Here is a 24,968-nt window from a genome sequence, read left to right as displayed (position 1 = left end):
GGTTATGGGGTTCAGGCGTTGCGCGAGGATTCGTCGGCGAACTGCAGGAACCGTGCGGCGAGCGCCGCTCCGCCGGCCGGATCCCGAGTCACCAGCAGAACGGTGTCGTCGCCCGCAATTGTGCCCAGAACCGACGGCATGACCGAGTGGTCGATGGCCAGCGCCAGGAAGTTGGCCGCCCCCGGCGGTGTCCGCAGGACCACCAGGTTTGCGGAGGCCTCGGCGGTGACCAGCAGGTCGGCACAGAGCCTGGCCAGCCGGGCGTCCAGGATCTCCTGGGTGACACCGCTCTGCGGCGTGCGTTCCCCGCCCTCGCCGGGCACCGCATAGATCAGCCCGCCGTCCTGGCCGCGCACCCGTACCGCACCCAGTTCCACCAGGTCCCGCGACAGCGTGGCCTGGGTTACCTGGACACCCTCGTCCGCCAGCCGGGCGGCCAGTTCCGCCTGCGAGCGCACCGACTCGCCGGTGAGGATCGCGGTGATCTTGGCCTGACGGGCGGTCTTGGTGGCCGGCATCGTGTTCACCGCCGTCAGCTCCCGGCCAGTGGAGCCAGCGACGACCGGTCCATCAGCCATGCCATCAGCGCCTTCTGGGCGTGCAGCCGGTTCTCCGCCTCGTCCCACACCACCGACTGGGGGCCGTCGATGACCTCGGCGGCGATCTCGTAACCGCGGTAGGCGGGCAGGCAGTGCAGCACGACGGCGTCGTCGGCTGCCAGCTTCAGGGCCGCCTGGTCCACGGCGTAGTCCTTGAACAGTTCCAGCCGCTCCGCCTTCTCCTCTTCCTGCCCCATCGAGACCCACGTGTCCGTGGCGACGACGTCGGCCTCCGCCAGCGCCTTGGCGGGATCCGTGGTGACCAGAACCGAGCCGCCGGTTTCGGCGGCGCGTGCTTCGGCTTCCGCCACGACCGAAGCCGCCGGGAGGTGCCCGGCGGGTCCGGCGATCCGCACGTGCATCCCCGCCGTCGCTCCCGCGAGCAGGTACGAGTTGGCCATGTTGTTGGCCGCATCGCCCAGATAGGTCATGGTGAGTCCGGCCAGCTTGCCTTTGTGTTCCTGCACCGTCAGCAGGTCGGCCAGCAATTGGCAGGGGTGGTAGTCGTCGGAGAGCGAGTTGATGACCGGCACACGGGACAGCGCCGCCATCTCCTCCAACCCGGCATGGGCGTAGGTCCGCCAGACGACCGTCGAGACCATCCGTTCCAACACCTTGATGGTGTCGGAGACGGACTCTTTGTGTCCCAGCTGCGATTCGCCGGGATTGATGACGAGCGGCACCCCGCCCAGGTCGGCGATCCCGGCGGCGAAGGACACCCGGGTGCGCGTGGAGGTCTTGTCAAAGATCACGGCCACGGTCTTACGTCCCGCCCCGTCGCCGGCATACGGCTGGTAGCGGTAGGGGGACCGCTTCATGTCGGCGGCCAACTGCAGCACTTCCGCCTGTTCGGCCGGGCTGAGGTCGGTGTCCTTCAGGAAGTGGCGGGTCATGATGCGTCCTTGCTGGTGGCGGCGGCCAGGGCAGCCGCGGTGGTCAGGATGTCCGGCAGCGCGGCGGTGAACCGGGCGGCCTCTTCGGCGGTCAGGATCAGCGGCGGGGCCAGCCGCAGCGTGCGCGGGCCGGGGTTGTTGATGATGAAGCCGGCTTCCAGGGCGGCGGCCACCGCGGCAGCGGCGATGTCGGCATCCAGGTCGATCCCGATCAGCAAGCCCTCGCCGCGGACCTCGGCGACGTGTTCCAGGCCGGCCAGCTCCGCGCGCAGCCGCTCCCCCAGTCCGGAGGCGTGGGCCAGCAGCCCGCGCGACTCGATGGCCTGCAGCGTCGCCAGGCCTGCCGCCGTCGCCACCGGGTTGCCGCCGAACGTCGTTCCGTGCTGGCCCGCCGTCAGGAGTTCGGAAGTAGTTGCCCCGAAGGTGATCAACGCGCCGACGGGCAGCCCGCTGCCCAGGCCCTTGGCCAGGGTGATGGCATCCGGGACGATCTGCTCGCCGCCGGCCACGCCGCCCTGGAACGCGAACCAGTTGCCGGTGCGGCCGACGCCGGTCTGCACCTCGTCCAAAATCAGCAGCGCGCCCGCGGCCTCGGTAGCTTCGCGGGCCGCCTTCAGGTAGCGCGCGGGCAGCGGCCGGACGCCCACCTCCCCCTGGATTGGTTCCAGCACGACGGCGGCCACGGACTCGTCGACGGCGGCGCGGAGGGCCTCCTCGTCGCCGAAGGGAAGGTGGACCACGCCGCCGGGCAGCGGTTCGAACGGTTCGCGGTAGGACTCCTTGGCCGTCAGCGCCAAAGCCCCCATGGTCCGGCCGTGGAAAGCGCCCTCCAGGGCCAGGATCTTGGTCCGGGTGGGGCTCGAGTTTCGCCGGGCCAGCTTGAACGCCGCTTCGTTGGCTTCGGTGCCGGAGTTGGCGAAGAACACCTTGGAACCTGCCGGAGCGGCGGCGAGCTGCAGCAACCGCTCCGCCAGCGCAATTTGTGCCGGGCTGGTGAAGAAGTTGGAGACGTGGCCGAGGGTGGACAACTGGGCGGCCACGACCCCGGTCAGGAACTCGTCCGCGTGGCCGAGCGCGTTCACCGCGATCCCGCCGAGCAGGTCCAGGTATTCCCTGCCGTCCGCGTCCCACACGATGCAGCCCTTGCCGCGCACCAGGACGCGCTGCGGGGTGCCGAAGACCCCCATCAGCGAACCGCGGTACTTCTCCAGCAGCTGCCGGTTGTCCAGGCCTTCCAGTTCTTCCAGCCCGGCGAGGCCGGCGGCCGGGGAAACGGTATGCGGGGTGTTCATGCTGCGTCTCCGTCCGGGACGACCTGGGTGCCGATGCCGGCCGCGGTAAAGATTTCCAGCAGGATCGAGTGCGCCATCCTGCCATCGACGACGGCGGCGCGCTCCACTCCCCCGTCGACCGCCTTGAGGCAGGCTTCCATCTTGGGAATCATGCCGGACTGCAGCCGCGGCAGCAGCTCGCGCAGCTCCCCCGCCGTCAGCGACGAGATCAAGGAGGACTTGTCCGGCCAGTTGGCGTAGAGCCCCTCGACGTCGGTGAGGATGACCAGCCGCGAGGCGTGCAAGGCGTCCGCCACCGCAGCGGCCGCGGTATCGGCGTTGACGTTGAGCACCTGGTTGGTGCCTTCGCCGTCGCCGCCGATTTCCGGTGCCACGGTGGAGATCACCGGGATGCGGCCGGCGTCGAGCAAATCCAGGATGGCGGACGGGTTGACGCCGACGACTTCGCCGACCAGGCCCAGGTCGATGTCTTCGCCGTCCACCACGGTGCCCGTGCGCACCGCCTGCAGCAGCCCGCCGTCTTCACCGGAGAGGCCCACGGCGTACGGCCCGTGCGAATTGATCAGGCCCACCAGTTCCCGGCCGACTTGTCCGGTGAGCACCATGCGCACCACGTCCATGGCCTCGGGGGTGGTGACCCGCAGTCCGCCCTTGAACTCGGACTCGATGCCCAGCCGCGAGAGCATGGCGTTGATCTGCGGTCCGCCGCCGTGGACGACCACCGGCTTGATGCCGGCGTGGTGGAGGAAAACGATGTCTTCGGCGAACGCCTGCCGCAGTTCATCGTTGACCATGGCGTTGCCGCCGTACTTGATCACCATGGTGGTGCCGGCGAACCGCTGGATCCAGGGCAGGGCCTCGATCAGCGTGGCGGCCTTGTCCTGGGCCATTAGCATCGTGTTCATCTCGGTCCTCAGCTGGAGTAGGCGGAGTTCTCATGCACGTATTCGTGCGTGAGGTCATTGGTCCAGATGGTTGCGGTCTCCCTGCCGGCATTAAGGTCGATCACCACGGCCACGTCGCGGCCGTTCAGGTCCACCAGGTCGCGCGGTTCGCCCACGCCGCCGTTTCGGCAGACCTGCACGCCGTTCATGCTGACGTTGAGCTGGTCCGGCTCGAAGGCGGCGTCGGTCGTGCCCACCGCGGACAGCACGCGTCCCCAGTTCGGATCCTTGCCGAAGATGGCGGTCTTGAACAGATTGGAGCGGGCCACGGCGCGGCTGACGGTTTCCGCATCCCGCTCGGAGGCGGCGTTGATCGTGGTGACCGCGATGTCGTGGCTGGCGCCCTCGGCATCGGTAATCAGTTGCCGCGCCAGATCCGCGCAGACGCCGGTCAGCGCCGCGGTGAAGTCCTCCAGCGCGGGAATGGCCCCGGAAGCGCCCGAAGCCAGCAGCACCACCGTGTCGTTGGTGGACATGCAGCCGTCGGAATCCGTCCGGTCAAAGGTAAGCCGCGTGGCCTCGCGCAACGCCAACTGCAGCGCCGGCGGTGCGAGTTCGGCGTCCGTGGTGATGACCACCAGCATGGTGGCCAGGCCCGGGGCAAGCATGCCGGCGCCCTTGGCCATGCCGCCGATGCTGTACCCGCCGCCGGTGAACAGGGCCTGCTTGGAAACGGAATCGGTGGTCATGATGGCTTCGGCCGCGTCGGCACCGCCGTCGCCGGACAACGCCGCTGCAGCAGCTTCGACACCCGGCAGCAGCTTGTCCATCGGCAGCTGCTCGCCGATCAGCCCGGTGGAGCACACCACCACGTCGCCCGAGGAGATACCGAGCAGGGCTGCGGTTTTCTCGGCGGTGGCGTGGGTGTTCTGGAAGCCCTCGGCCCCGGTGCAGGCGTTGGCACCGCCGGAATTCAGCACCACCGCGTCCACGCGGCCGTCGCCGACCACCTGCCGCGACCAGTGCACGGGAGCGGCCGCCACGCGGTTCGAGGTAAAGACTGCCGCCGCCGCCCGCTGTGGTCCGTCGTTGACCACCAGCGCGACATCGGGCTTGCCGGAGGCTTTCAGGCCGGCGGTGGCACCGGCGGCACGAAATCCCTGTGGTGCGGTAACGCTCACGGTGCTATCCCCTGCTGGGTCAGGCCGGCGGTCTCGTCGAGGCCGAGGGCGATGTTCATGGACTGGATGGCGCCGCCGCCGGTTCCCTTGGTGAGGTTGTCGATGGCGCAGGTGACGACGGCGCGGCCCGCGTGCTCGTCGAAGGCCAACTGCAGGACGGCATGGTTGCTGCCCTGCACCGACTTGGTATTCGGCCACTGGCCCTCGGGCAGCAGGTGCACGAACGGTTCATCAGCGTAGGCGGCCTCCCAGGCGCTGCGCAGCGACGCGGCATCCGTACCGGGTTTGATGCGCGCCGTGGCGGTGGTCAGGATGCCGCGGCTCATCGGCGCGAGCGTGGGAGTAAACGAGATCGTGACCGCCTCGCCGGCGGCGGCCGAGAGCCCCTGCTCGATTTCCGGAGTGTGCCGGTGTCCGCCGCCAACCCCGTAGGGGCTCATGCCGCCCATGACTTCCGAACCGATCAGGTGTACCTTCGCGGACTTGCCGGCCCCCGAGGTGCCGGACGCGGCGACAATCACCACGTCACCGGGCTCCAGCAGCCCGGCCGCGAAGCCCGGGGCCAGAGCCAGCAGCGAACTGGTGGGATAGCAGCCCGGGACGGCGATCCGGCGGGCGCCGCGCAGCTTTTCCCGGTGGCCGGGAAGCTCCGGAAGGCCGTAGGGCCAGCTGCCGGCATGGGCGGTGCCGTAGAACTTCTCCCAGGACACAGGGTCCACCAGCCGGTGGTCCGCGCCCGCATCCACTACCAGGGTGTCTGCCGGCAGCGCGGCGGCGATCTCAGCGCTGGCGCCATGCGGCAGCGCCAGGAACACCACGTCGTGCCCGGCCAGGTTCTCGACGGTCGTGTCGACCAGGACTTTGTCCGCCAGCGCATGCAGGTGCGGCTGCAGTTCCCCCAACCGCGAACCGGCACTGCTGTGGGCGGTGACGGCTCCGACCGAGACCTCGGGGTGGTTCGCCAGCAGGCGGAGGACCTCGCCGCCCGCGTAACCGCTGGCGCCGGAGACTGCAACCTTAATTGTCATGGCATCCAGCATACAGCAAGACTATGCACCGGAGAGGATAATTATGCATCGTCCTGCGTGCCCTGCCGGCGGATACGGCGGGCCGGGGGCGCGGACGTTAGCGCCTACGATGGGTTCTGAGCCGGCCGGCCCTCAGCGGCCAGATGCCACCGCCGGCACCGACTGTCCCGAGTACCTTAAGGAGACCCTCCATGGCCAAGGCGATCGTGGCCGCCGCACCCGGCGGTCCGGAAGTACTGCAACTGCGCGAGGTCGACACCCCCCGGCCCGGCCCGGGCCAGCTGCTGGTCAAAGTTGCCGCGGCGGGTGTGAACTTCGTCGAGACCTATGAGCGCAGCGGCGTCTACAACGTCCCGTTTCCGTACACGCCCGGCTCCGAAGCCGCCGGCACGGTCGAGGCCGTCGGCCCGGGGGTCGACGGCTTCGCCCCCGGTGACCGCGTCGCCTTCGCCGAGGGCGACCGCACCTACGCGGAGTTCACCGTGGTCTCCGCCGACGCGGCGCTCCCGGTGCCGGAAGGCGTGGACGACGACGTGGCGGCCGCCATCCCGCTGCAGGGCATGACGGCGCATTACCTCATTAACTCCAGCTTCAGGGTCCAGCCGGGCCAGACCGTACTCACCCATGCGGGTGCCGGCGGAGTAGGCCTGATCCTGACGCAGCTGCTCAAAGCCAAGGGCGCCCGCGTGATCACCACGGTGTCTACCGACGAAAAGGAAGAACTGGCCCGCAGCGCCGGGGCGGATGAGGTCCTCCGCTACGACGGCTTTGCCGGACAGGTGCGCGAACTGACCGCCGGCACCGGGGTGGACGTGGTGTACGACGGCGTCGGCAGGGACACCTTCGACGGTTCGCTGGCCAGCCTGCGCACCCGCGGCATGCTCGTGCTCTTCGGCGGCGCGTCGGGCCAGGTGCCGCCGTTCGACCTGCAGCGGCTCAACCGGGGCGGCTCCTTGTTCGTCACCCGCCCCAACCTCGCCGACCATCTGCTCACGCCGCAGGAGCGGCGCTGGCGCTCCAGCGAATTGTTCGACGCCGTCCTGTCGGGCCGCCTGGACATCCGGATCGGCCGGACATATCCGCTGGCCGAGGCGGCGCAGGCACACGAGGACCTGCAAGCCCGCCGCACCACGGGCAAGCTGCTGCTGGTTCCGTAAGGGCGGCCCCCGGTTGCCGTCGACGCCCGCCCTCGCTGCCGGCGCCGGCGGTCCCGGCGCTTGCGGAGGAGGAGGAAATTGCCGCGGACGGGGAGGGCGGGCGGAGCGCCTGCCCTCCCCGTTCAGCCCTGGACGGCCGCAGTTTCCCGGTAGGTGATTTTCGGGTCGGCCGACCCGCCAACGGCCAGCGCCGCGGCGAGGCCGGGCGGCACTTCCCCGCCGGCATCCGCGAGGGTGAGGTCCAGCAGTTGCAGCCCGGGACGGTCTCCCGCTTCCCCGGGCCAGCCGGACAGCTGGGGTTCGCCGTCCGCACCGGCGACGCCGATCGTATCGGGCGGCAGCCGCAGGCCGTGGCCTGTCGACTTCAGCACGGCCTCTTTCCTGGTCCACAGCCGGGCCCGCAGCAGGCGCGGGTCGGCTGCCTGCTCCACCAGGGTCCGCTCCGCGTCCGTGAGCATGACGGCGTCGATGTTGTCCTCCGGCCGAAAAGCGTCCGCCCAGGCGTCTTCGATGTCGACTCCGAGCAGCACGGGCCGGAAGGACAGTGCGGCCAGCAGCCAGCGGCCCGAGCGGGCGTAGCTCAGGCGGGCGGGGGCCGGAGCGCCGTCCAGCAGCAGGTGCGGCTGGCCATGCCGGCCATCGTTGCCCCGCGTGCATTGGCGGCAGTCGAAGGCGAGCCGCATCCGGTCGGGGTCGACGTTCAGTTCCCGCGCCGCCAGCAGGCGGACGGCTTCGCGGGTGTGGGCGCGGACGCTGGGGCGCCGGTCCGGCCCGCTGGCGGCCGGGAACCCGTTTGGCAGCTGCACCAGCTGCAGTATCACCTGGGCCTTCATGCGTTCCTTTTCCCTTTCCCCCACGACGGCGGGGCCCACCTGCGTCGGTGGGCCCCGCCGTCGTCATTCATGGCAGTAACCGGTTACCGCTGAACGGCACCGCAGCGGGCTGCGGCCAGCTCCACGGCCTGCGCCCGTGCCGCGGAGGCCTCGTCGGCGGTCAACGTGCGGTCATTCGCCCGGAACCTGAGCCCGAAGGCCAGCGACTTCTTCCCGTGCTCGATCCCGGGGCCCGCATAGACGTCGAAGAGGGCCACATCTTCCAGCAGTTCACCGGCGCCTTCACGCAGCGCCTCGCGGACTGCTTCGGCCGGAACCGACGAATCGACGACCAGCGCTACGTCCTGGGTGGAGACCGGGTAGGTGGACAGATGCTTGGCCACAATCACATCGGCGGCGGCCTCAAAGAGTGCCTCGCCGTTCAGTTCCATGGCGGCAGTCCGCGCCGGCAGGTCCCCGTCCTGGAGCAGCTTCGGATGCAGCTCGCCGGCGTAGCCGACGACCTCGCCGGTGCGCAGGGACAACTGCGCGGTCCGGCCGGGGTGGAAGGCCTGGTGCTGTCCCTGGGCGACGACCAGTTCAATGCCGAGGACGTCGCCGACGGTCAGTGCGGCGTCCAGTGCGTCCGACCATTCCCAGTGGCGGGGCGTGAACCCTGCGCCCGGTGCCGCCTCGTGCCCGATCAGGACCGCGGCCACATGCCAGGGCTGGTCCGGGATCCCTGCCTGCAGTTCCTCGAGCACCTCGTCCGACGGCCTGGCGCCCAGCGGGGGCAGGACCGGAGACCCGATCTTGTCGCCGGGCAGGAACACCAGGCCGCCTTCGTACAACGCCAGATCGCGGAAGCCGCGGGAATGGTTGCGCCGTGCAGTCTCCAGCAGTCCCGGCAGCAGGCTGGTGCGCAGGTACCCGAATTCGGCGGAGATCGGGTTCGCCAGCTTGACGGCGGCCGCACCGGAGCCGGCCTCGGGAGTTCCGAACGTTTCGTTCTGCCCGGTGGAAACGAAGGGGTAGCTGAGCACCTCGGTCAGGCCGGCGTCGGCCAGGGACTGCAGCACGCGGCGGCGCTGCTGCTGCCCACGGGACAGGCCGCGCCCCGGCGGGGCCACCGGCAGGGTGGCCGGAATCCGGTCATAGCCCACCAGCCGGGCTATTTCTTCGACCAGGTCCTCCTTGATGGCCAGGTCGGGCCGCCAGCTGGGCGCCGTGACGCGCAGGCCGCCGTCGTACCGTTCGAAGGAAGCCCCGATGCCGGTCAGAGCGGATTCAATCTGCCCTGCCGTGTACTCGAAGCCGATGAGGCGGGAGGCGAAACCGTCGGGCAGGTCGATCTCGACAGGTGCCGGACGTGACCCGACATCCGTCGCGGCGGTGTCGGCCGTGCCGCCGGCGAGTTCGACCAGCAGGTCCACGGCGCGCTGCGCCGCCTCATCCGCAATTTCCCAGTCCACTCCGCGCTCATTGCGCTTGGACGCCTCGGACGGCAGCTTGTGGCGGCGCCGGGTGCGGCCCATGGAGACGTCGTCGAAATGGGCGGACTCAATCAGCACATTCGCGGTTCCGTCCCCGACCTCGGTTTCGGCACCGCCCATCACCCCGGCCAAACCGATGGCGCCGCGGTCATCCGTAATCAGCAGGTCCTCGGTGGAGAGCCGGCGCTCCTTGCCGTCCAGGGTCACCAGGGTCTCGCCCGGATTGGCCCGGCGGACCACGATCGGGCCTTGGAGTTTGTCCGCGTCATAGAAGTGCAGCGGCTGGCCCAGTTCCAGCATCACGTAGTTGGAGATGTCCACAACCAGCGAAATGGAGCGCATGCCGGCCAGGCGCAGCCGGGAGGCCATCCACTGGGGCGTGGGCCGCGACGGGTCGACGCCGCGGACCGTGCGTGCCACGAAGCGGTCGCAGCCGGGCTTGCCGTAGACCGGGGACTGGTCTTCGAGCCGGACGGGGTGGCCCTCGCCGGCCGCTTCGGGAACAACGACGCGGCTGGCCGGGTCGACGAATTCGGTGCCGGTGGCCAGCGCGTATTCACGGGCCACCCCCCGAATGGAGAAGCAATAGCCGCGATCCGGCGTCACGTTGATCTCGGCCGCCTCGTCGGTCAGGCCGAGCAGTTCCATCGCGTCGGTGCCGATCTCCGGGTCGAGTCCCAGCCGGGAGAGCACGATGATGCCGTCGTGGTCCTCGCCGATGCCGAGCTCTCGGGCGGACGCGATCATGCCGGCGGACGTGTGGCCGTAGGTTTTGCGCGGGGTGATCCGGAAATCCCCCGGCAGCACCGCGCCGGGCAACGTCACCACGACCTTGTCGCCCACCTCGAAGTTGTGGGCTCCGCAGACGATGCCCTGCACGCCGGACGGGTCGATGCCGTCGCCGCTGAGCGGCTGGCCGGCGCCTTCGGGCGCCACACGCACCTGGCACCAGTTAATGGTCTTGCCGTTTGACTGCGGCTCCTTGACCAGGTCGAGGACCTGTCCCACCACGATCGGTCCGGAGATCGAATCGGACGGACGGTGAACGTCCTCTTCTTCGAGTCCGACCTTGACGAGGTCGGCCATAACGTCCTCGGCGGTGGCGTCTGCGGGAACCTGCGCGTACTCGCGCAACCAGGAAAGGGGAATACGCATAGTTCTAGATCTCCATCCCGAAGTGCTGGCTGAAGCGGATGTCGCCTTCGATCATGTCGTGCATGTCCGGGACGTCGTTGCGGAACATGAGGGTGCGTTCGATGCCCATGCCGAAGGCGAAACCCGAGTAGACCTCCGGATCGATGCCGGCAGCGCGCAGCACATTGGGGTTGACCATGCCGCAGCCGCCCCACTCGATCCAGCGGGGGCCGCCCTTGGCGCCCGGATGCCAGATGTCCATCTCCGCGGAGGGCTCGGTGAACGGGAAGTAGGCCGGGCGCAGGCGGATCTTGGCCTCGGCGCCGAACATCTGCCGCGAGAAGTGCTCCAACGTGCCGCGCAGGTCGGCCATCGTGAGCCCCTTGTCCACGGCCAGACCTTCAAACTGGTGGAAAACAGGCGTATGGGTCGCGTCCAGTTCATCGGTGCGGAACGTCCGGCCCGGGCACAGCACGTACACCGGCAGGTCTCGTTCCAGCATGGAGCGGACCTGCACCGGCGATGTGTGGGTCCGCAGCACCAGGTGCGCCTCGGGCGGTTCCACGAAGAAGGTGTCCTGCATCTCCCGTGCGGGGTGGTCCGGCTTGAAGTTCAAGGCGTCGAAGTTGAACCACTCGGATTCCACCTCCGGCCCCTCGGCGATCTCCCAGCCCATGCCGACGAAGATGTCGCTGACCCGTTCCTGCAGCGTGGATAGCGGGTGCCGGGCACCGGCGCGGCGGCGGCGCGGAGCCGCGGTAACGTCCACTGCCTCCTCGACGAGGATCTGCGCCTCCCGTTCGGCCTCCAGTTCGGCGGTGCGGGCGGCCAGCGCCTGGTTGATGCGCCCGCGGGCCGGACCCACGATCTTGCCGGCAGCCGCCTTGTCCTCCTTGGCCAGCTTGCCGATTTCGCGGTTGGCCAGGCTAAGCGGGGACTTCTCGCCGGCGTGGGCGAGCCGGGCAGTCTTGAGCCCGTCCAGGTCGGAGGCAGCCTTGAAAGCCATCACCGCCTGCTCGACGGCGGCGGCTACCGCGGCTTCGTCGAGGGGGCTCGGCACGGGTGGCTCCTGGGCTGGGGGTGTCACGTCAGACATGTGCTGTGGGGACCTCGGAATAGGTTAAAGGGATTCCGCCCGCGTACGGGCAACCAGTCCAGTCTAGTTCACGGGCCGGCACCGACCCGAAACGCTTACGATGGGCCCATGACGCCGTCCGAGAAGCTGCGTGCCGCCTGGAACCTGCTCAACGGCTCCACCCTGTTGGGGCTGGCCCTCGCCGCCGCGGTCCGCTGCAGCCTTCATCCCGGACCCCATGGCCTGATCCTGGCCCACGGCTTTCGGCCCGGGCTGCCGAAGGCCGCTGCCTTTACCGTGGGCAACGTGGTGCTGTTCCGCGACGCTGCGGCCGGGCTGGCCGGCAATCCGGTGCTGCTGGGCCACGAATCCCGCCACAGCAGCCAATATGCCTGGTGCCTGGGCCTGCCGTTCCTGCCGCTGTACGGCTTCGCTGCCGCCTGGTCGTGGTGGCGGACCGGCGACCCGGCGTCCCGGAACATCTTCGAGCGGCTGGCCGGGCTGCAGTCGGGCGGCTACAAGGAGCGGCCGGTGCGGCGGAGGCCTGGGCGGCGCGGCTCGCGGCCCGTACGGACGGCCGGCTGAATTTCCTGCGGAAGACCCCTCCTGCCCCTGTCGCCTGGTTCGAAGATGTGTTCTACTTAAAGCATGAGGTGGTCCTCCCAGCAAGCGGAACCAGGCGCACTGCTCCCGTTGTCCGGACTCGTCCGGAGCGTCCAGACCCCCGGTTTCGCCGGCATCACATTCCATGAGGTCATGGCCAAGTCGGCGCTGAACCGCGTGGGCGCCGGCTCGCGGATGCCGTTCGAATGGACCATCAACCCCTACCGTGGCTGCAGCCACGCGTGCGTGTATTGCTTCGCCCGCAAGACGCACAGCTACCTCGATTTGGACACCGGGCTGGATTTTGACAGCCAGTTGGTGGTCAAGGTGAACGTGGGCGAGGTCCTCCGCCGCGAGCTTGCCAAACCGTCGTGGAAGCGCGAACACGTGGCCATGGGCACCAACACCGATCCTTACCAGCGGGCCGAGGGCCGCTACAAGCTGATGCCGGAGATCATCAAGGCCCTGGCCGGGTCAGGAACCCCGTTTTCGATCCTGACCAAGGGCACCTTGCTGGCCCGTGACCTGCCGCTGCTGCGTGCGGCGGCCGGGGACGTCGAGGTCGGCATGGGGATTTCGCTCGCCATGACCGACGCCGGACTGGCGCGCCGTGTGGAGCCGGGAACACCCACGCCGCGTGCCCGGCTCGAGCTGATCGCCAAGCTCAGCGACGCCGGCCTGCCGTGTTCGGTGATGGCCATGCCGATCCTGCCCTGGCTGACGGACTCGGAGGACGCGCTCGACGGGCTGTGCGCGGCCGTTGCGGCAGCCGGGGCCACCAGCATGACGGCGGGCGCGCTGCACCTTCGTCCCGGCGCCAGGGAATGGTATCTGCAATGGCTGGCCAAGGAATACCCGCAACTTGTGGGCAAGTACCGCCGCCTCTACGACGGCGGCACGTATGCCGCCAAGGACTATCGGGTCTGGCTGGCGGACCGGGTCCGGGAAGCCAAGCGCCGGCACGGATTGGAAAACGCTGCCCGGCTGCGCGACGTGCCCGTGCGGCCACCGGCGGAAAGTCCGGCAGCGCCGTCGGGCACGCCGGCCGCAGCGGGACAGGCGACGTTGTTCTAAGTGTCCGGGCAACGCTTCGGCCCCGGCAGGACGACGGGTTCCGGCGGGAGCCGTTACGCGGGACGGGCGGCGGTGCGGCCTGCAGCGGTCAGCACGGCTTCGAGGATCGGAAAATCGGCGGGAATCCACGGCAGGGCCGCGGCTTCTGCCGCCTCCAGCCGGACCCAGCGCAATTCGTCGTGGTCTTGCAGCGGCTTCGGCAGCCCGTCGGTAATGTAGGCACACCATACGCGCATGGCCGCCGCCTCATTCAGCGGCCAGCCCTGCGGGAGCGGACCGGAGACTTCGACTCCCAGCTCTATTCCGACCCCCAGTTCCTCGCGGATTTCGCGGCGCAGGGCGTCTTCGCAGCTCTCCCCCGGCTCCACCTTGCCGCCGGGAAACTCCCACAGGCCGGCCAGCGCCTCCGGCGCGGTGCGCCGGGCGGCCAGTAATCTGTTCGGGGCGTCGCGGGCGTCGAGGATGGCTGCGCCGACAATCTGTTTCAGGCTCGTTTGCACGCGGTTCAGTCTACGGGGCGGGTCCGGCCCGGTTCCCACGGCCCCGGACTATGCCGCAGACCACAGGCCACACGGGTCCGGAATGGGATGCCGTGCCGTCGCGTTGCCGTACAGTGGCAGCCGGTGCCCGCAACTGCCGCCCGTGCCCAGGCCCCGGCATGCAGGCTTGCGCCGGCGCCCAGTTGTCCGTCCGACCGAAAGCCGATCATGAATTCCCCGACACTCGTCACCGCACGGAGGCAGACCGAAAACCGCCGGACGGCGTGGGCCATCGTCGCCTTGGCCATGGGCGGCTTCGGCATCGGCACGACGGAATTTGCCATCATGGGCCTGCTGCAGAATGTGGCGGCCGGCCTGGACGTCTCCATCCCGGAGAGCGGGCACCTGATTTCCGCCTATGCCCTGGGCGTGGTGGTCGGCGCGCCGCTGCTCGCAGCCCTCGGAGCCAAGCTTCCGCACAAGTACATGGTCCTGGGGCTGATGGTCCTGTTCACGCTCGGGAACCTCTCGTCGGTGTTCGCGCCCGACTACGCCACGATGCTGGCCACCCGGTTCATTTCCGGCCTTCCGCACGGCGCCTATTTCGGCGTGGCCGCCGTCCTGGCCGCCTCGCTGGTCTCGCCGACCCGCCGCGCGCAGGCGGTCGCCATGGTCATGCTCGGGCTCTCGGTGGCCAACGTCGTCGGCGTCCCGTTGGTCACCTGGCTGGGCCAACAGTACGGCTGGCGGCTGATGTTCGTGGCCGTGGGCATCGTCGGCGCGGTGACGATACTGATGCTCCAGCGCCTGGTTCCCTTCACCCCCGCGCACGCGGAGGCCGGCATCCGTCGGGAACTCGGCGCCCTGAAACGGATCCAGGTCTGGTTGGCGCTGTTGATCGGCGTGGTCGGCTTCGGCGGATTTTTCGCGGTGTATTCCTACATCAGCCCGACCATGACCGAAGTGACAGGCCTGGCCCCGGCCGCCCTGCCGCTGATTGTCGGCCTCTACGGCCTGGGCATGGTCGTCGGCACCTTCATCGGCGGCAAGTTGGCGGACCGCTCGGTGATGGGGACCATCTACCAGGTGATGGCGGCGATCATCGTGATTCTGGTGTTCTTTTGGGCGGCCTCATCCATTGCCGCCCTGGCGATTCCCCTCGTGTTCCTCCTGGGGGCCGCAGGATCGAGCCTGATCCCGGCCCTGCAGACACGCCTGATGGACGCCTCCCCCAACGCCCAGACCCTGGCCGCCTCGCTGAACCATTCGGCGTTGAACATGGCCAATGCCCTCGGCGCTTTCCTGGGCGGCCTCGTGATCTCCTGGGGCTGGGGATATGCCGCGCCGGCGCTGGTCGGCGCCGGGCTGGCATCCTTGGGGCTGGTCATCGCCGCTCTCAGCGGGGCGCTCGAGAAACGGCGCAGCCTCGCCTGAGGCGCATCTTGCGGCGGGCCGGCCGGCCAACAGCTACCCTGCAGGCCCGCGTCGACGCTGGGACCTCGCGGAGGCGTACAGGCAGACGGTGGCCGCCGTGCCGACGTTCAAGCTTTCGGCCTGGCCGTAAACCGGCACGGCGACCCGATGGTCCGCGGCGGCCAGTTCTTCCGACGACAACCCTTGGGCTTCGTTCCCAAAGAGCCAGGCGGTAGGCGCCGCGAGATCCGGCAGGCTGCCGGCCACGCCCTCGTCCCCGGCCGCGGGAGTTTCTCCCAGCCGGGCCAGGGCGCTGCGGTCCTGCAAATCGTCCAGATCGATGGTGCCGTAGCCGTCAGCTGCCAGCATGGTTGCGCCGGCGGCGCGCACGGCCGCCGCCACGTCACCGAAATCGTGACCGTTCACCACCGGAAGGTGGAAGAGTGATCCGGCCGTGGAACGGACGGCCTTGGGATTGTAGATGTCCACGCTGGAGTTGGTCAGGATCACGGCATCGGCGCCGGCGGAATCGGCCGCCCGCAGGATGGTGCCGGCGTTGCCCGGGTCCTGCACCCGGACCATGACCGCCAGCAGCCGGGGTTTGCTTTGCAGGACCTCGTTCAGCGGCCGGTCCAGGTAGTGGCAGACGGCCACGATCCCCTGCGGGTTGACCGTGTCTGCCATTGCCGCCAGCACCGCATCGGTGGCCAGCCGCAGCGGCACGCCGTCGGCGAGGTCCGCCAGTTCAGGCGACCGGTCCAGGCAGGCTTCGGTGGCGAAGACCTCGGCCACGATGCCGCTGTTTCCGGCGCCTCGATGCGCCCGGTGGGCGGACAGGGCCTCGCGGACAGCCTGCGGGCCTTCGGCCAGGAATTGGCGGCGCTTTAAACGCACCGAGCGCCCGGCAAGCTTTGCCACATCCCTGACCCGATCGGCTCGGGGGTTGGACATGATGGCTTGCGGGCGCCCGGTAGTGCTCATACAGCGACTATAACGTCGCCACATAAGCGTTTATGCATCCGGTGCTTATTCGGCAACCTTCTGGCGGGCCTCGCCGCCGGCGGGCTCGAAACCGGCAGCCTTGGCGGCCTCCACGGACTCGAACCAGTACACGGGAGTGGTGTTCTCGTACCAGGTAGAGCCCGGGACGTGGTACTTCTTGGACTGGTTGCCCTTGATGGTGTAGCCGGCGGGAGCGTCCTCGCCGTCAACAGCCTTCACGGCGCCGGCAACTTCTCCGCCTTCAGCGGCGGGCGCGGCAGCCTTGGCGGCGGCCGGAGCGGTCTTGGCGGCGGCCGGAGCGGTCTTGGCGGCGGCGACAGGCTTGGCGGCGGCGGTCTGGCGCTCTGCCGGAGCCGAAGTGTCGGCCGGCAGGGCGTCCTTGGCTACCTGCACCAGAGCGGCGAAGGCGCCGGCGTCGGACACGGCCAGCTCGGCCAGCATGCGGCGGTCGACCTGGACCTCGGCGGCCTTCAGGCCCTGGATGAGGCGGTTGTAGGTCAGGCCGTTGGCGCGGGAGGCAGCGTTGATGCGCTGGATCCACAGGCGGCGGAAATCACCCTTGCGCTTGCGGCGGTCGCCGTAGCTGTACACGAACGAGTGCAGCAGCTGTTCCTTGGCCTTGCGGTACAGGCGGGACCGCTGTCCGCGGTATCCGGCAGCCCGGTCCAGGATGACCCGGCGCTTCTTGTGGGCGTTGACCGCCCGCTTCACACGTGCCACGTGCGTACTCCTTTTGATGATTGGTGCCCGGTGCTCGGCCGCCGCGATCGGCGGCCGGGGGCAAAACTAGCTGGATGGCCCTTGCGGCGTCGCCGCGCGGACCAGAGGGGGGAAAATCAGATGCCGAGCATCTTCTTGATGTTGCGCACGTCGGCCGGAGCAACGATCTTGTCACTGGCAAGGCGTCGGGTCAGCGTGGAAGGCTTGTGCTCCAGGTAGTGGCGGCGGTTGGCCTGCTGGCGCTTGAGCTTGCCGCTGCCGGTGAGCTTGAAGCGCTTCTTGGCGCCGCTGTGGGTCTTCTGCTTCGGCATGGCTGCCGTTCTCCTTACGTCTCCTCGGGTCGCTGCCGACCGTCGGCTCGTGCGGTGCCGCAAAACGGGCACCGGCGGTTTACTTGTCTACCGGCGCCGGACACTGAACGGTGCCCGGCGGTTGCCGGATGCTCTCTGTACGGTCTTAGTTCTTGGAACCGGACCGGCCAGCAGGTTTGGGTGCTGCGGGCCGCGCTGCCGGCTTGGGCCGGGCGGCGGGCTTGGGTGCTGCGGGCTTGGCCTCCGTGGCGGGCGCCGCGGGCTTCGCCGGAACCGATGGCTTGGCCTCGGCCGCCGGCTTAGCCTGCGCGGCAGGCTTCACCTGAGCCGCTGGCTTCACCTGGGCGGCTGGCTTCGCTTGGGCGGCCGGCTTGGCCTGGGCGGCAGGCTTGGCCTCGGCTTCCGGCTCGACCGCAGGCGTGGCCTCGACCTCAACCTCGGGCTCGGCCGCGGCCGCAGCCTCGGCTTCCGGCTGCTCCGCGGGCTCGGCCTCGGGCACAACCTCAACCTCAACCGCAGGCGAGGCATCGGCCGGCGCAGGTGCTTCGGCGGTTTCCTCCGGCTGGTTTGCCATTGCGGCAAGGCCTTCCGGCATAAGGTCGCCCAGGCTCTGCGTCAGCGGGTCCTGGTCGGCGGAGGTGTCCACCTTCTGCTTCTTGGCCTCGTTCGTTGCCTTCGCGTCGGCCTTCTGCGCGGCCCTGCGGGCTTCCGCCTTGGCTTCGGCCTTGTTCTTGGTCGGGCCGATCACCATGACCATGTTGCGGCCGTCAATGCGGGGAGTCGATTCGATCACGCCGACCTCGGCGACGTCCTCGGCGAACTTCTGCAGAAGGCGGATGCCCATTTCGGGGCGCTGCTGTTCGCGGCCGCGGAACTGGATCATGGCCTTGACCTTGTCGCCGGCTGCGAGGAACCGCAGCGCGTGGCCGCGCTTGGTCTCGTAGTCGTGCTTGTCGATCTTCAGGCGGAACCGGATCTCCTTGAGCACAGTGTTCGTCTGGTTCTTGCGCGCCTCACGGGCCTTGACCGCAGCCTCGTACTTGTACTTGCCAAAATCCATAAGCTTGCACACCGGAGGCTTTGCCTGCGGTGCGACCTCAACCAGGTCAAGATCCGATTCCGTGGCCAGGCGCAGGGCATCCTCAATACGGACGATCCCAACCTGTTCGCCGTTCGGTCCGACTAACCGCACCTCGGGAACGCGGATACGATCATTGATTCTTGGCTCGCTAATGTGTGGCTCCTGTCACTAATATCGGCTGCCGCTTGCAATGAAAGAAGGCCCCCCATTGCAAACGCAATCGAAGGCCTCGAAGTGGCGGCAGGCGGAAACAAGCTAGGGTTCCACCGGCTGGCCCGGGCACCTCACGCGAGGGTTTCCGGCTACAGCCTGCCGACCTGGACCCGGCAGCTCTGGCTAGCCATACCGACGGGTGGGAGAGGACTCCGCTTGCAGATCGGATCCTGCTCCGCACGTGCTGTGAGGCACATAAGTAACGGGATCCAATTGGTCTGTGACAAGCTTACCAGTATGAGCAGCTCAGATAACAATCCGCAGACCGACGGCCACCGCCACAGCTTCGCGCCCGACGCCGGTCCTGCCTCCAGCCAGGAACAGGAAGTCCTGGGCCAGATGCGCGACATCGCCGAAGTACCGGCCGTGGAAGTCATCACCACCGCGGCAGTCCATCTGATGAGCGCCGCCGCGGTTAAGTGCGGCCTGGCCGCCGGAGACGACGCCGAAGAGCTCAAGGACCTGGACGAAGCCCGCAAGCTGATCACCGCCTTGGCGGGGTTCGTCACCGCTGCCGCGCCGGAAATCGGCAGCCAGCATGCCGGCCCGTTGCGCGATGGCCTCCGGTCCCTGCAGCTCGCCTTCCGCGAAGCATCGGTCATCCAGGACGATCCGGGCAAGGGCCCGGGCGAGAAGTTCACGGGTCCGGTCAACTGACCGGCCCGGGCTCCCAGAACTGAACAAGGACGACGCCGGTGCCACGCACCGGCGTCGTCCTTTGTCTTTGCGCTTCTGGTTGCGGCGTTCGCCGGCGGGGTTCAGCGGGTGAACTTCAGCTCCAGCGAATCAACCCGCTCGGCAAACTCTTGCCGGGACTGGAGCCGCTGTTGGATCCGTCCCGCCAGGGCGCCCAACTCCTCGCGCCCCAGCCCGTCCCGCACCTGCAGGACCAGGCGCAGCTCCGGGCCGTGGCCGCCGCCGGCCACGACGGCTCCATCTGCCGCCCGGACCGCGATCCCGGTCCCGGGCTCCACGAACGAGGCCATAACCGCCTCCTCGCCGCCCGTGGCCTCGGCCACCCACTCCAAGAGCGCCGGATCGCGGTAGGAGGGCACCCACTCGTGCTGTTTGGCCAACGCCCACACTGCCGGCCGCCGGACAACGAACGTCAGGGCGGCGCCCGGATCCATAACCATCAGTTCGGCGTCTTCGGACACGGCCGCCAAGGCCGCCCGCGGCGCCTCCACGGCGACCGGCCGGGCCTGGGGATGCCAGGCTTCCAGGGCGGCCGTGTTACTGAACACCGGCAGCGCCCGGCGCCCATCCGGCGCCTGCAACGTCACCACGGCCATGTCGGCCTGTTTATCCGCTGTCAGGCCGTGGCTGCCCTCGGCCTCTTCTCCCAGCGTCGCCACGATGGGCACGAAAACGCGGGCGTTCGCCAGGGCAGCCACTACTTCCGCTTCGCCGCCGGTCCCGGCGGCAAGCCATTGCAGCGCCGCCTCGTAGCCGGGATCCGCGCTGCCGTCATCGTGGTCGAACTGGTGGAGCGGGTTTCCTTCACCGCTCAGGTCCCGTCCGGCCCAGCTTTGGCCGGCCGAGTCCCCCGCCCCGCCGGCTCCCGCCAGCGCGGCGGCGATATGGGCGGGCAGTTGCTTCTTGCCCATGCTGGTCCCTCAGCGCCGTCCCGCAACATCGAGGGCTTCGGGCAGCGTGAACTTGCCCGCGTACAGTGCCTTGCCCACAATCGCTCCCTCGACTCCGGCCGGAACCAGGCCGCGCAGCGTCCGCAGGTCATCCAGGCTGGAGATTCCGCCCGAGGCAACCACCGGCTTGTCGGTCCGCTCGCACATCTGCCGGAGCAGATCCACGTTGGGTCCGCGCAGCGTCCCGTCCTTGGTCACATCGGTGACCACGTACCTCGAGCAGCCGGCGTCTTCGAGGCGGGCCAGCACCTCCCAGAGGTCGCCGCCATCCTGCGTCCAGCCGCGGGCCGCGAGCGTGGTGCCGCGGACATCGAGGCCGACGGCGATGGCGTCACCGTGCCGGGCAATGGCGCGTGCTGTCCATTCCGGGTTTTCCAGCGCGGCGGTGCCCAGGTTGACACGCGCGGCCCCGAATTCAAGCGCGCGCTCCAATGACGCGTCGTCGCGGATGCCGCCGGACAGCTCCACCTTGATTTTCAGCTCGTCGGCGACGCGGCGCAGCACTTCCGTATTGTTGCCCCGGCCGAACGCCGCATCGAGGTCCACCAAGTGCACCCATTCCGCCCCGTCGTTCTGCCACGCCAGCGCAGCCTCCAGCGGATCCCCGTAGCCGGTCTCGCTGCCGGCTTCGCCTTGGACCAGCCGGACGGCCTGGCCGTCGGCAACGTCGACCGCGGGCAAAAGTTCAAGGATGGAGGTTTGGTTCGTCATGGTTCTTCCGCTTTCTGCGCGCCGTCAGCGGGCGCGGGATGGGTGTGGTTACTCGGCCGGTCCGAGGGTGAGCAAGTAGGCAGCCAGCAGCGACAGGCCGGCCAGGATCCAGAAGACGATCACCAACCACTTGGGCAGCCGCTGCTGCCGGAACGAGATGGCGCCGCCGGCCAGCAGCCCGGCCAGGCCCATCAGGAGGATGCTGCCCATGGCTACCTCAGCGTCTTCAACCAGTTGCGCAGCAGCTCCGCGCCGGCGTCTCCGGACTTTTCCGGATGGAACTGGGTAGCACTCAGCGGACCGTTTTCAACGGCCGCTATGAACGGGGCGCCGTGCGTGGACCAGGTCACCAGCGGCGGCGTCATCGCGGGTTGGGTGACGTCGAAGTTCCAGTGCTGCACACCGTAGGAGTGCACAAAGTAGAAGCGCTCGTCTTCGATCCCGGCAAACAGCCGGCTGCCCTCTGCGGCGTCCACGGTGTTCCACCCCATGTGGGGCACGACCTCCGCCGGCAGCGCTTCCACGGTTCCCGGCCATTCCCCGACGCCCTGCGTGCGGACGCCATGTTCCACGCCTTCTTCGAACATGACCTGCAGGCCAACGCAGATTCCCAGCACGGGCCGGCCGCCGGCCACCCGGCGCCCGATCCAGCGAAGCGCGTCCACGGACTTGAGCCCCTGCATGACCGTGGCGAAGGCGCCGACGCCGGGAACCAGCAGGCCGTCTGCGTCGAGGACGTCGTCGGAGGCATGGCTCAGCGTGACGTCGGCACCCACGTGCTCCAGCGCGCGGACTGCCGAGCGGACGTTCCCGGAACCGTAGTCCAGTACGGTGACCTTGGGCGCAGCCGTCACAGGGCTCCCTTCGTCGAGGGAATGCCCTCGACACGTGGATCGGCTTCGACGGCGGCGCGGAGTGCCCGGGCGAAGGCCTTGAACTGGGCCTCGACGATGTGGTGGGGGTCCCTGCCGCCCAGCACGCGCATGTGCAGGCAGATCTGGGCGTGCAGTGTGATCGATTCGAACACGTGGCGGGTCAGCGATCCGGTGAAGTGTCCGCCGATCAAGTGGTACTCCTGGCCTGCCGGTTCTCCCGTGTGCACCAGGTAGGGCCGGCCGGAGATGTCCACGACGGCGTGGGCCAGCGCCTCGTCCAGGGGCACCGTGGCTTCGCCGAAACGGCGGATCCCGGCTTTGTTGCCCAGCGCTTCCTTCAGGGCGTCGCCGATGGTGATGGCGACATCTTCGACGGTGTGGTGCGCGTCGATGTGCGTGTCCCCGCTGGCCTTCACGGTCAGGTCGACGAGCGAGTGCTTCGCCAGGGCGGTGAGCATGTGGTCGTAGAACGGCACGGTGGTGCTGATCTCGGAACGGCCGGTGCCGTCGAGGTCCAGTTCAACCAGCACGGACGACTCGCTGGTGATGCGTTCGAGGCGTGCGGTACGTCCGGTGGTGGTTTCCACGGTCATGGGAGTCCTTTGACGAATTGGTCGACCGGCACGAGCCGGTTCGCTCTTACTAGTTTAGGAGACGGGGCTCGCCACGAGGGCCTTGATGCCGTTGAGGAAGGCTGTGGTCTCGGCCTCAGTGCCGGCGGTTACCCGCAGATGGCCCGGGATCCCGACGTCGCGGATCAGCACGCCGGCTTCCAGCAGTCCCTGCCACACCGAGCGGGGGTCCTCCAGCCCGCCGAAAAACACGAAGTTTGAGTCGGACGGCGCCGGGTCGAGTCCCAGCTCGGCCAGCCCGTCGACAATGCGGTCCCGTTGCGCCTTGATGTCTTCGACGTTGGCCAGCAGCGCATCGGCATGGTCCAACGCGGCCAGGGCCGTTGCCTGCGTAACGGCGGAGAGGTGGTAGGGCAGGCGGACCAGTCGCAGCGCATCGGTAATCTGCGGTGCGGCGGCGAGGTACCCGACCCTGGCGCCTGCCAGCGCGAAGGCCTTGCTCATGGTGCGGGAAACGATGAGCCGCTCCCGCCCCGGCAACAGTGTCAGCGCGCTCGGCGTTCCGGCGTGGGCGAACTCGGCGTAGGCCTCGTCCACGATCACGATGGCCTTGGAGGCTTCCCCCGCTTCATACGCCGCCTCCACGACCTCAAGGCCCAGGGCGGTGCCCGTCGGGTTGTTCGGGGAGCAAAGAACGACCACGTTTGCCGCGGAGCCGGCCACAGCGGCGGCGGCAGCGTCCGGGGACAGCGTGAAGTCTGCCCCCCGCGGAACGGCCACATAATCCGTGTCCGTCCCGCTGGCCAGCAGCGGGTACATGGAATAGGTGGGCGGGAAGCTCAGCAGGGTGCGGCCGGGGCCGCCGAAGGCCTGGAGGATTTGCTGCAGGACCTCGTTCGATCCGTTGGCGGCCCAAATGTTCTCTGCGGTGAGGCCGTGCCCCAAGTAGCGGGCCAGCGCCGTCCTCAGCTTCGTGAACTCGCGATCCGGATACCGGTTCAGACCCGCGGCAGCCTCGCTGACGGCCGAGACGATGGCCTGACGGACAGCATCGGGCAGGCCATGGGTGTTTTCGTTGACGTTCAGGAGGACGGGAACCTCCAGCTGGGGCGCACCATAGGGCTCCAGGCCCCGGAGATTTTCCCGCAACGGCAGGCGGTTCAGGCGTTCTAACTGCTCACTCACCGATCCAGTTTAAGCTTCGGCCCGCCCGGGGCAGGAATCGGGCGGGCCGAAGCAGCTCATATTACGGCTGCCTCAGCGCGCGGACGGGACCAGCAGCTGCTGCCCGGCGTGGACGATGTCCCCCTGCAGGCCGTTCAATTGCGCGATCTCGAAAATGACATCGTGGGGGTTGCGGTCCGGCGCGGACTGCACTGCTATGTCCCACAGTGACTGGCCGCTGCCGACCGTGACGGTCGCCGCCGGCCCCGGCCCCAGCCCCCCGGCGGCGGCCATTGCCGGAGCAGTGAAGAAACCGATCAGGGTCAGGGCTGCGGCCGCGGCGAGCATCAGCGGCAGGCCGATCAGCAACAAACGGCCGCGGCGGGTCAGCCGCAGGCCTGTGCTGGTACGAAGGCCGGCGGGCTGCGGTGCGAGCTGGGCGGACATGGTGCCACCTTTCCGATATTCGATCTATTTCGGCTGGTTTCGATCGTCTTGCAACGGTATTCGAACGTATCTTCGAATACGTCTTCTACAGTTTTAGCACTGGTGATCGAACATTGTCGAGACTCAGTCGAACAAATGTTTGAAATTCGCTACCGCCTCGCCTAGCGTTGTAAGCGTCGGGCGGCAGTAAGAGCAGTGCATCAGCCGCCACCGACAAAACAGTTGAGACAACAGTCCATGTGCGGTTCCGCTACGGCGCCGGCGCAGGGACCACTACGGGGAGACCGGGGCCGGACATGTCGGAAGAGACCACCACCACTGCCGGAGCGAAGCGACGCGGCCGGCCCGTCAAAGTGGGGCGCAGCCTGACGCCGAGGCAGAAGAAGATCCTGGAAACCATCCAGCGCTCCGTCATGTCCCACGGATACCCTCCGTCCATGCGCGAGATCGGTGACACGGTCGGTCTGGCAAGCCTGTCCAGCGTCACGCACCAGTTGGCCCAACTGGAGAAGATGGGCTACATCAGGCGCGACCCCAAGCGTCCCCGTGCCATGGAAATCCTGACCCCGCTGACACTCGAGCACGGGGGTGTGGAAATCGTCGGAGTTGATGAACCGCAACAGCTGCGCAGCTCCAGCGGCGTCGCCGTATCCGAGCTGACCACGTCATCCGACACGGCGATGGTGCCGCTGGTGGGAAGGATCGCAGCGGGCGGGCCGATCCTGGCGGACCAGGCGGTCGAGGACGTCATGCCCCTGCCGCGGCAACTGGTGGGACACGGCGAGTTGTTCATGCTCAGGGTCTCGGGCGATTCCATGATCGATGCGGCCATCTGTGACGGCGACTGGGTCGTGGTCCGCCAGCAGCACACGGCCGAGAACGGCGACATCGTGGCGGCACTGCTCGACGACGAAGCAACGGTCAAGACCTTCCGGCAGCGCGACGGCCACACCTGGCTGTTGCCGCAGAATACCCAGTACGAACCGATTCTTGGCGACCACGCAACCATCATGGGCAAGGTTGTCTCGGTGATGCGGGCCCTCTGACGCGCCCGGTCTCCCCGGTCCGCGCTGCAGCCACCCCGGGATCCCCTGCCCGCACGGGCGGTC

At 68.7% G+C, this 24,968-nt stretch carries 27 protein-coding genes; 6 read left to right on the top strand and 21 right to left on the bottom strand.

What is annotated here, in order from left to right; genetic code table 11:
• Positions 1-11: 11 nt before the first annotated feature.
• Genes AC5RUH_RS08475 through argC form a run of 6 tightly spaced genes read right to left on the bottom strand, consistent with a single transcriptional unit; the run spans position 12 to position 5,877 of the window.
• Positions 12-578 carry an arginine repressor gene (locus AC5RUH_RS08475; RefSeq protein ID WP_494002367.1) on the bottom strand — a complete coding sequence of 189 codons (567 nt, stop codon included), beginning with the start codon at positions 576-578 and terminating at the stop codon, positions 12-14.
• Positions 533-1,492 (bottom strand): ornithine carbamoyltransferase, encoded by a 960-nt coding sequence (gene argF / locus AC5RUH_RS08470; protein ID WP_494002368.1) that lies wholly within the window; start codon positions 1,490-1,492, stop codon positions 533-535. Before argF ends, AC5RUH_RS08475 begins: the two co-directional genes overlap by 46 nt.
• A complete protein-coding gene (locus tag AC5RUH_RS08465) occupies positions 1,489-2,784 on the bottom strand; it encodes an acetylornithine transaminase (RefSeq protein WP_494128336.1) in 1,296 nt (431 codons plus the stop codon). The genes argF and AC5RUH_RS08465 overlap by 4 nt, the downstream gene beginning before the upstream one ends.
• Entirely contained in the window at positions 2,781-3,689 is a 909-nt protein-coding gene (gene argB, locus AC5RUH_RS08460) for an acetylglutamate kinase (RefSeq protein WP_494102223.1), read from the bottom strand. The genes AC5RUH_RS08465 and argB overlap by 4 nt, the downstream gene beginning before the upstream one ends.
• An 8-nt stretch (positions 3,690-3,697) precedes the next feature.
• Positions 3,698-4,849 carry a bifunctional glutamate N-acetyltransferase/amino-acid acetyltransferase ArgJ gene (gene argJ / locus AC5RUH_RS08455; RefSeq protein WP_494102222.1) on the bottom strand — a complete coding sequence of 384 codons (1,152 nt, stop codon included), beginning with the start codon at positions 4,847-4,849 and terminating at the stop codon, positions 3,698-3,700.
• A complete protein-coding gene (argC, locus tag AC5RUH_RS08450) occupies positions 4,846-5,877 on the bottom strand; it encodes an N-acetyl-gamma-glutamyl-phosphate reductase (protein ID WP_494002372.1) in 1,032 nt (343 codons plus the stop codon). Before argC ends, argJ begins: the two co-directional genes overlap by 4 nt.
• Before the next feature lie 191 nt (positions 5,878-6,068).
• On the opposite strand from argC, the gene AC5RUH_RS08445 reads away from it, so the two are divergent.
• Positions 6,069-7,034: a quinone oxidoreductase family protein gene (locus AC5RUH_RS08445; protein ID WP_494023837.1), complete on the top strand. Its 966-nt coding sequence runs from the start codon at positions 6,069-6,071 to the stop codon at positions 7,032-7,034.
• Positions 7,035-7,156: 122 nt separating this feature from the next.
• On the opposite strand, the gene AC5RUH_RS08440 is transcribed toward AC5RUH_RS08445, so the two are convergent.
• The 3 genes from AC5RUH_RS08440 to pheS form a co-directional block, all read right to left on the bottom strand.
• Positions 7,157-7,867, bottom strand: coding sequence for a 4'-phosphopantetheinyl transferase family protein (locus AC5RUH_RS08440; protein WP_494002374.1), 711 nt, complete (start codon positions 7,865-7,867; stop codon positions 7,157-7,159).
• Positions 7,868-7,950: 83 nt separating this feature from the next.
• The gene (gene pheT, locus AC5RUH_RS08435) at positions 7,951-10,494 is read right to left on the bottom strand and encodes a phenylalanine--tRNA ligase subunit beta (RefSeq protein WP_494128335.1); all 2,544 of its coding nucleotides are present in this window, start codon (positions 10,492-10,494) and stop codon (positions 7,951-7,953) included.
• Positions 10,495-10,498: 4 nt separating this feature from the next.
• Positions 10,499-11,569 (bottom strand): phenylalanine--tRNA ligase subunit alpha, encoded by a 1,071-nt coding sequence (gene pheS, locus AC5RUH_RS08430; protein ID WP_494023835.1) that lies wholly within the window; start codon positions 11,567-11,569, stop codon positions 10,499-10,501.
• Between the two features lie 108 nt (positions 11,570-11,677).
• Between pheS and AC5RUH_RS08425 the strand changes: the two genes are divergently transcribed.
• Both AC5RUH_RS08425 and AC5RUH_RS08420 read left to right on the top strand, forming a co-directional pair.
• Positions 11,678-12,133, top strand: coding sequence for a hypothetical protein (locus tag AC5RUH_RS08425; RefSeq protein ID WP_494101474.1), 456 nt, complete (start codon positions 11,678-11,680; stop codon positions 12,131-12,133).
• Positions 12,134-12,196: 63 nt separating this feature from the next.
• On the top strand, positions 12,197-13,225 hold the full coding sequence (locus tag AC5RUH_RS08420) for an Rv2578c family radical SAM protein (protein ID WP_494014155.1): 1,029 nt from the start codon (positions 12,197-12,199) through the stop codon (positions 13,223-13,225).
• Between the two features lie 53 nt (positions 13,226-13,278).
• Here the strand turns inward: AC5RUH_RS08420 and AC5RUH_RS08415 are convergent, their stop codons facing one another.
• On the bottom strand, positions 13,279-13,725 hold the full coding sequence (locus AC5RUH_RS08415) for a (deoxy)nucleoside triphosphate pyrophosphohydrolase (protein ID WP_494002379.1): 447 nt from the start codon (positions 13,723-13,725) through the stop codon (positions 13,279-13,281).
• A gap of 207 nt (positions 13,726-13,932) precedes the next feature.
• Here AC5RUH_RS08415 and AC5RUH_RS08410 point away from each other — a divergent pair, with 207 nt between their 5' ends.
• The gene (locus AC5RUH_RS08410) at positions 13,933-15,138 is read left to right on the top strand and encodes an MFS transporter (protein WP_494014156.1); all 1,206 of its coding nucleotides are present in this window, start codon (positions 13,933-13,935) and stop codon (positions 15,136-15,138) included.
• Between the two features lie 33 nt (positions 15,139-15,171).
• Here the strand turns inward: AC5RUH_RS08410 and AC5RUH_RS08405 are convergent, their stop codons facing one another.
• The 4 genes from AC5RUH_RS08405 to infC form a co-directional block, all read right to left on the bottom strand.
• Complete coding sequence (locus AC5RUH_RS08405) at positions 15,172-16,098, bottom strand: TrmH family RNA methyltransferase (protein ID WP_494014157.1); 927 nt, start codon at positions 16,096-16,098, stop codon at positions 15,172-15,174.
• Between the two features lie 45 nt (positions 16,099-16,143).
• On the bottom strand, positions 16,144-16,839 hold the full coding sequence (rplT, locus tag AC5RUH_RS08400; RefSeq protein WP_494014158.1) for a 50S ribosomal protein L20, sunset domain variant: 696 nt from the start codon (positions 16,837-16,839) through the stop codon (positions 16,144-16,146).
• Between the two features lie 116 nt (positions 16,840-16,955).
• A complete protein-coding gene (gene rpmI, locus AC5RUH_RS08395; protein ID WP_493977772.1) occupies positions 16,956-17,150 on the bottom strand; it encodes a 50S ribosomal protein L35 in 195 nt (64 codons plus the stop codon).
• A gap of 145 nt (positions 17,151-17,295) precedes the next feature.
• On the bottom strand, positions 17,296-18,342 hold the full coding sequence (gene infC, locus AC5RUH_RS08390; protein WP_494014159.1) for a translation initiation factor IF-3: 1,047 nt from the start codon (positions 18,340-18,342) through the stop codon (positions 17,296-17,298).
• A gap of 339 nt (positions 18,343-18,681) precedes the next feature.
• Between infC and AC5RUH_RS08385 the strand changes: the two genes are divergently transcribed.
• Positions 18,682-19,101: a DUF1844 domain-containing protein gene (locus tag AC5RUH_RS08385; RefSeq protein ID WP_494002384.1), complete on the top strand. Its 420-nt coding sequence runs from the start codon at positions 18,682-18,684 to the stop codon at positions 19,099-19,101.
• 101 nt (positions 19,102-19,202) lie between these two features.
• On the opposite strand, the gene AC5RUH_RS08380 is transcribed toward AC5RUH_RS08385, so the two are convergent.
• From AC5RUH_RS08380 to AC5RUH_RS08350, 7 genes are all read right to left on the bottom strand, one after another.
• A complete protein-coding gene (locus AC5RUH_RS08380) occupies positions 19,203-20,051 on the bottom strand; it encodes an SseB family protein (RefSeq protein WP_494002385.1) in 849 nt (282 codons plus the stop codon).
• Positions 20,052-20,060: 9 nt separating this feature from the next.
• Positions 20,061-20,801 carry a bifunctional 1-(5-phosphoribosyl)-5-((5-phosphoribosylamino)methylideneamino)imidazole-4-carboxamide isomerase/phosphoribosylanthranilate isomerase PriA gene (priA, locus tag AC5RUH_RS08375; RefSeq protein ID WP_494014160.1) on the bottom strand — a complete coding sequence of 247 codons (741 nt, stop codon included), beginning with the start codon at positions 20,799-20,801 and terminating at the stop codon, positions 20,061-20,063.
• Positions 20,802-20,849: 48 nt separating this feature from the next.
• Positions 20,850-21,011, bottom strand: a complete 162-nt coding sequence (locus AC5RUH_RS08370) for a hypothetical protein (RefSeq protein ID WP_494002387.1) — start codon at positions 21,009-21,011, stop codon at positions 20,850-20,852.
• Positions 21,012-21,013: 2 nt separating this feature from the next.
• The gene (gene hisH / locus AC5RUH_RS08365; protein ID WP_494002388.1) at positions 21,014-21,655 is read right to left on the bottom strand and encodes an imidazole glycerol phosphate synthase subunit HisH; all 642 of its coding nucleotides are present in this window, start codon (positions 21,653-21,655) and stop codon (positions 21,014-21,016) included.
• Positions 21,652-22,269, bottom strand: coding sequence for an imidazoleglycerol-phosphate dehydratase HisB (hisB, locus tag AC5RUH_RS08360; protein WP_494002389.1), 618 nt, complete (start codon positions 22,267-22,269; stop codon positions 21,652-21,654). Before hisB ends, hisH begins: the two co-directional genes overlap by 4 nt.
• 54 nt (positions 22,270-22,323) lie before the next feature.
• On the bottom strand, positions 22,324-23,433 hold the full coding sequence (locus AC5RUH_RS08355) for a histidinol-phosphate transaminase (RefSeq protein WP_494014161.1): 1,110 nt from the start codon (positions 23,431-23,433) through the stop codon (positions 22,324-22,326).
• Positions 23,434-23,505: 72 nt separating this feature from the next.
• Positions 23,506-23,859 carry a LysM peptidoglycan-binding domain-containing protein gene (locus AC5RUH_RS08350; protein WP_494014162.1) on the bottom strand — a complete coding sequence of 118 codons (354 nt, stop codon included), beginning with the start codon at positions 23,857-23,859 and terminating at the stop codon, positions 23,506-23,508.
• Positions 23,860-24,155: 296 nt separating this feature from the next.
• Between AC5RUH_RS08350 and lexA the strand changes: the two genes are divergently transcribed.
• Positions 24,156-24,905: a transcriptional repressor LexA gene (gene lexA / locus AC5RUH_RS08345; protein ID WP_493977762.1), complete on the top strand. Its 750-nt coding sequence runs from the start codon at positions 24,156-24,158 to the stop codon at positions 24,903-24,905.
• Positions 24,906-24,968: the final 63 nt, after the last annotated feature.

The organism is Arthrobacter sp. Y3223166 (assembly GCF_059090935.1).
The sequence above is the reverse complement of the archived record's forward strand: the minus strand, read 5'-3'. Positions and strand labels throughout refer to the sequence as shown.

Coding starts and splice junctions, on each gene's coding strand:
- AC5RUH_RS08475 (WP_494002367.1), bottom strand. CDS start 578: ATGGCTGATGGACCGGTCGTCGCTGGCTCCACTGGCCGGGAGCTGACG.
- argF (WP_494002368.1), bottom strand. CDS start 1,492: ATGACCCGCCACTTCCTGAAGGACACCGACCTCAGCCCGGCCGAACAG.
- AC5RUH_RS08465 (WP_494128336.1), bottom strand. CDS start 2,784: ATGAACACCCCGCATACCGTTTCCCCGGCCGCCGGCCTCGCCGGGCTG.
- argB (WP_494102223.1), bottom strand. CDS start 3,689: ATGAACACGATGCTAATGGCCCAGGACAAGGCCGCCACGCTGATCGAG.
- argC (WP_494002372.1), bottom strand. CDS start 5,877: ATGACAATTAAGGTTGCAGTCTCCGGCGCCAGCGGTTACGCGGGCGGC.
- AC5RUH_RS08445 (WP_494023837.1), top strand. CDS start 6,069: ATGGCCAAGGCGATCGTGGCCGCCGCACCCGGCGGTCCGGAAGTACTG.
- AC5RUH_RS08440 (WP_494002374.1), bottom strand. CDS start 7,867: ATGAAGGCCCAGGTGATACTGCAGCTGGTGCAGCTGCCAAACGGGTTC.
- pheT (WP_494128335.1), bottom strand. CDS start 10,494: ATGCGTATTCCCCTTTCCTGGTTGCGCGAGTACGCGCAGGTTCCCGCA.
- pheS (WP_494023835.1), bottom strand. CDS start 11,569: ATGTCTGACGTGACACCCCCAGCCCAGGAGCCACCCGTGCCGAGCCCC.
- AC5RUH_RS08425 (WP_494101474.1), top strand. CDS start 11,678: ATGACGCCGTCCGAGAAGCTGCGTGCCGCCTGGAACCTGCTCAACGGC.
- AC5RUH_RS08420 (WP_494014155.1), top strand. CDS start 12,197: ATGAGGTGGTCCTCCCAGCAAGCGGAACCAGGCGCACTGCTCCCGTTG.
- AC5RUH_RS08410 (WP_494014156.1), top strand. CDS start 13,933: ATGAATTCCCCGACACTCGTCACCGCACGGAGGCAGACCGAAAACCGC.
- AC5RUH_RS08405 (WP_494014157.1), bottom strand. CDS start 16,098: ATGAGCACTACCGGGCGCCCGCAAGCCATCATGTCCAACCCCCGAGCC.
- rpmI (WP_493977772.1), bottom strand. CDS start 17,150: ATGCCGAAGCAGAAGACCCACAGCGGCGCCAAGAAGCGCTTCAAGCTC.
- AC5RUH_RS08385 (WP_494002384.1), top strand. CDS start 18,682: ATGAGCAGCTCAGATAACAATCCGCAGACCGACGGCCACCGCCACAGC.
- AC5RUH_RS08380 (WP_494002385.1), bottom strand. CDS start 20,051: ATGGGCAAGAAGCAACTGCCCGCCCATATCGCCGCCGCGCTGGCGGGA.
- priA (WP_494014160.1), bottom strand. CDS start 20,801: ATGACGAACCAAACCTCCATCCTTGAACTTTTGCCCGCGGTCGACGTT.
- AC5RUH_RS08370 (WP_494002387.1), bottom strand. CDS start 21,011: ATGGGCAGCATCCTCCTGATGGGCCTGGCCGGGCTGCTGGCCGGCGGC.
- hisB (WP_494002389.1), bottom strand. CDS start 22,269: ATGACCGTGGAAACCACCACCGGACGTACCGCACGCCTCGAACGCATC.
- AC5RUH_RS08350 (WP_494014162.1), bottom strand. CDS start 23,859: ATGTCCGCCCAGCTCGCACCGCAGCCCGCCGGCCTTCGTACCAGCACA.
- lexA (WP_493977762.1), top strand. CDS start 24,156: ATGTCGGAAGAGACCACCACCACTGCCGGAGCGAAGCGACGCGGCCGG.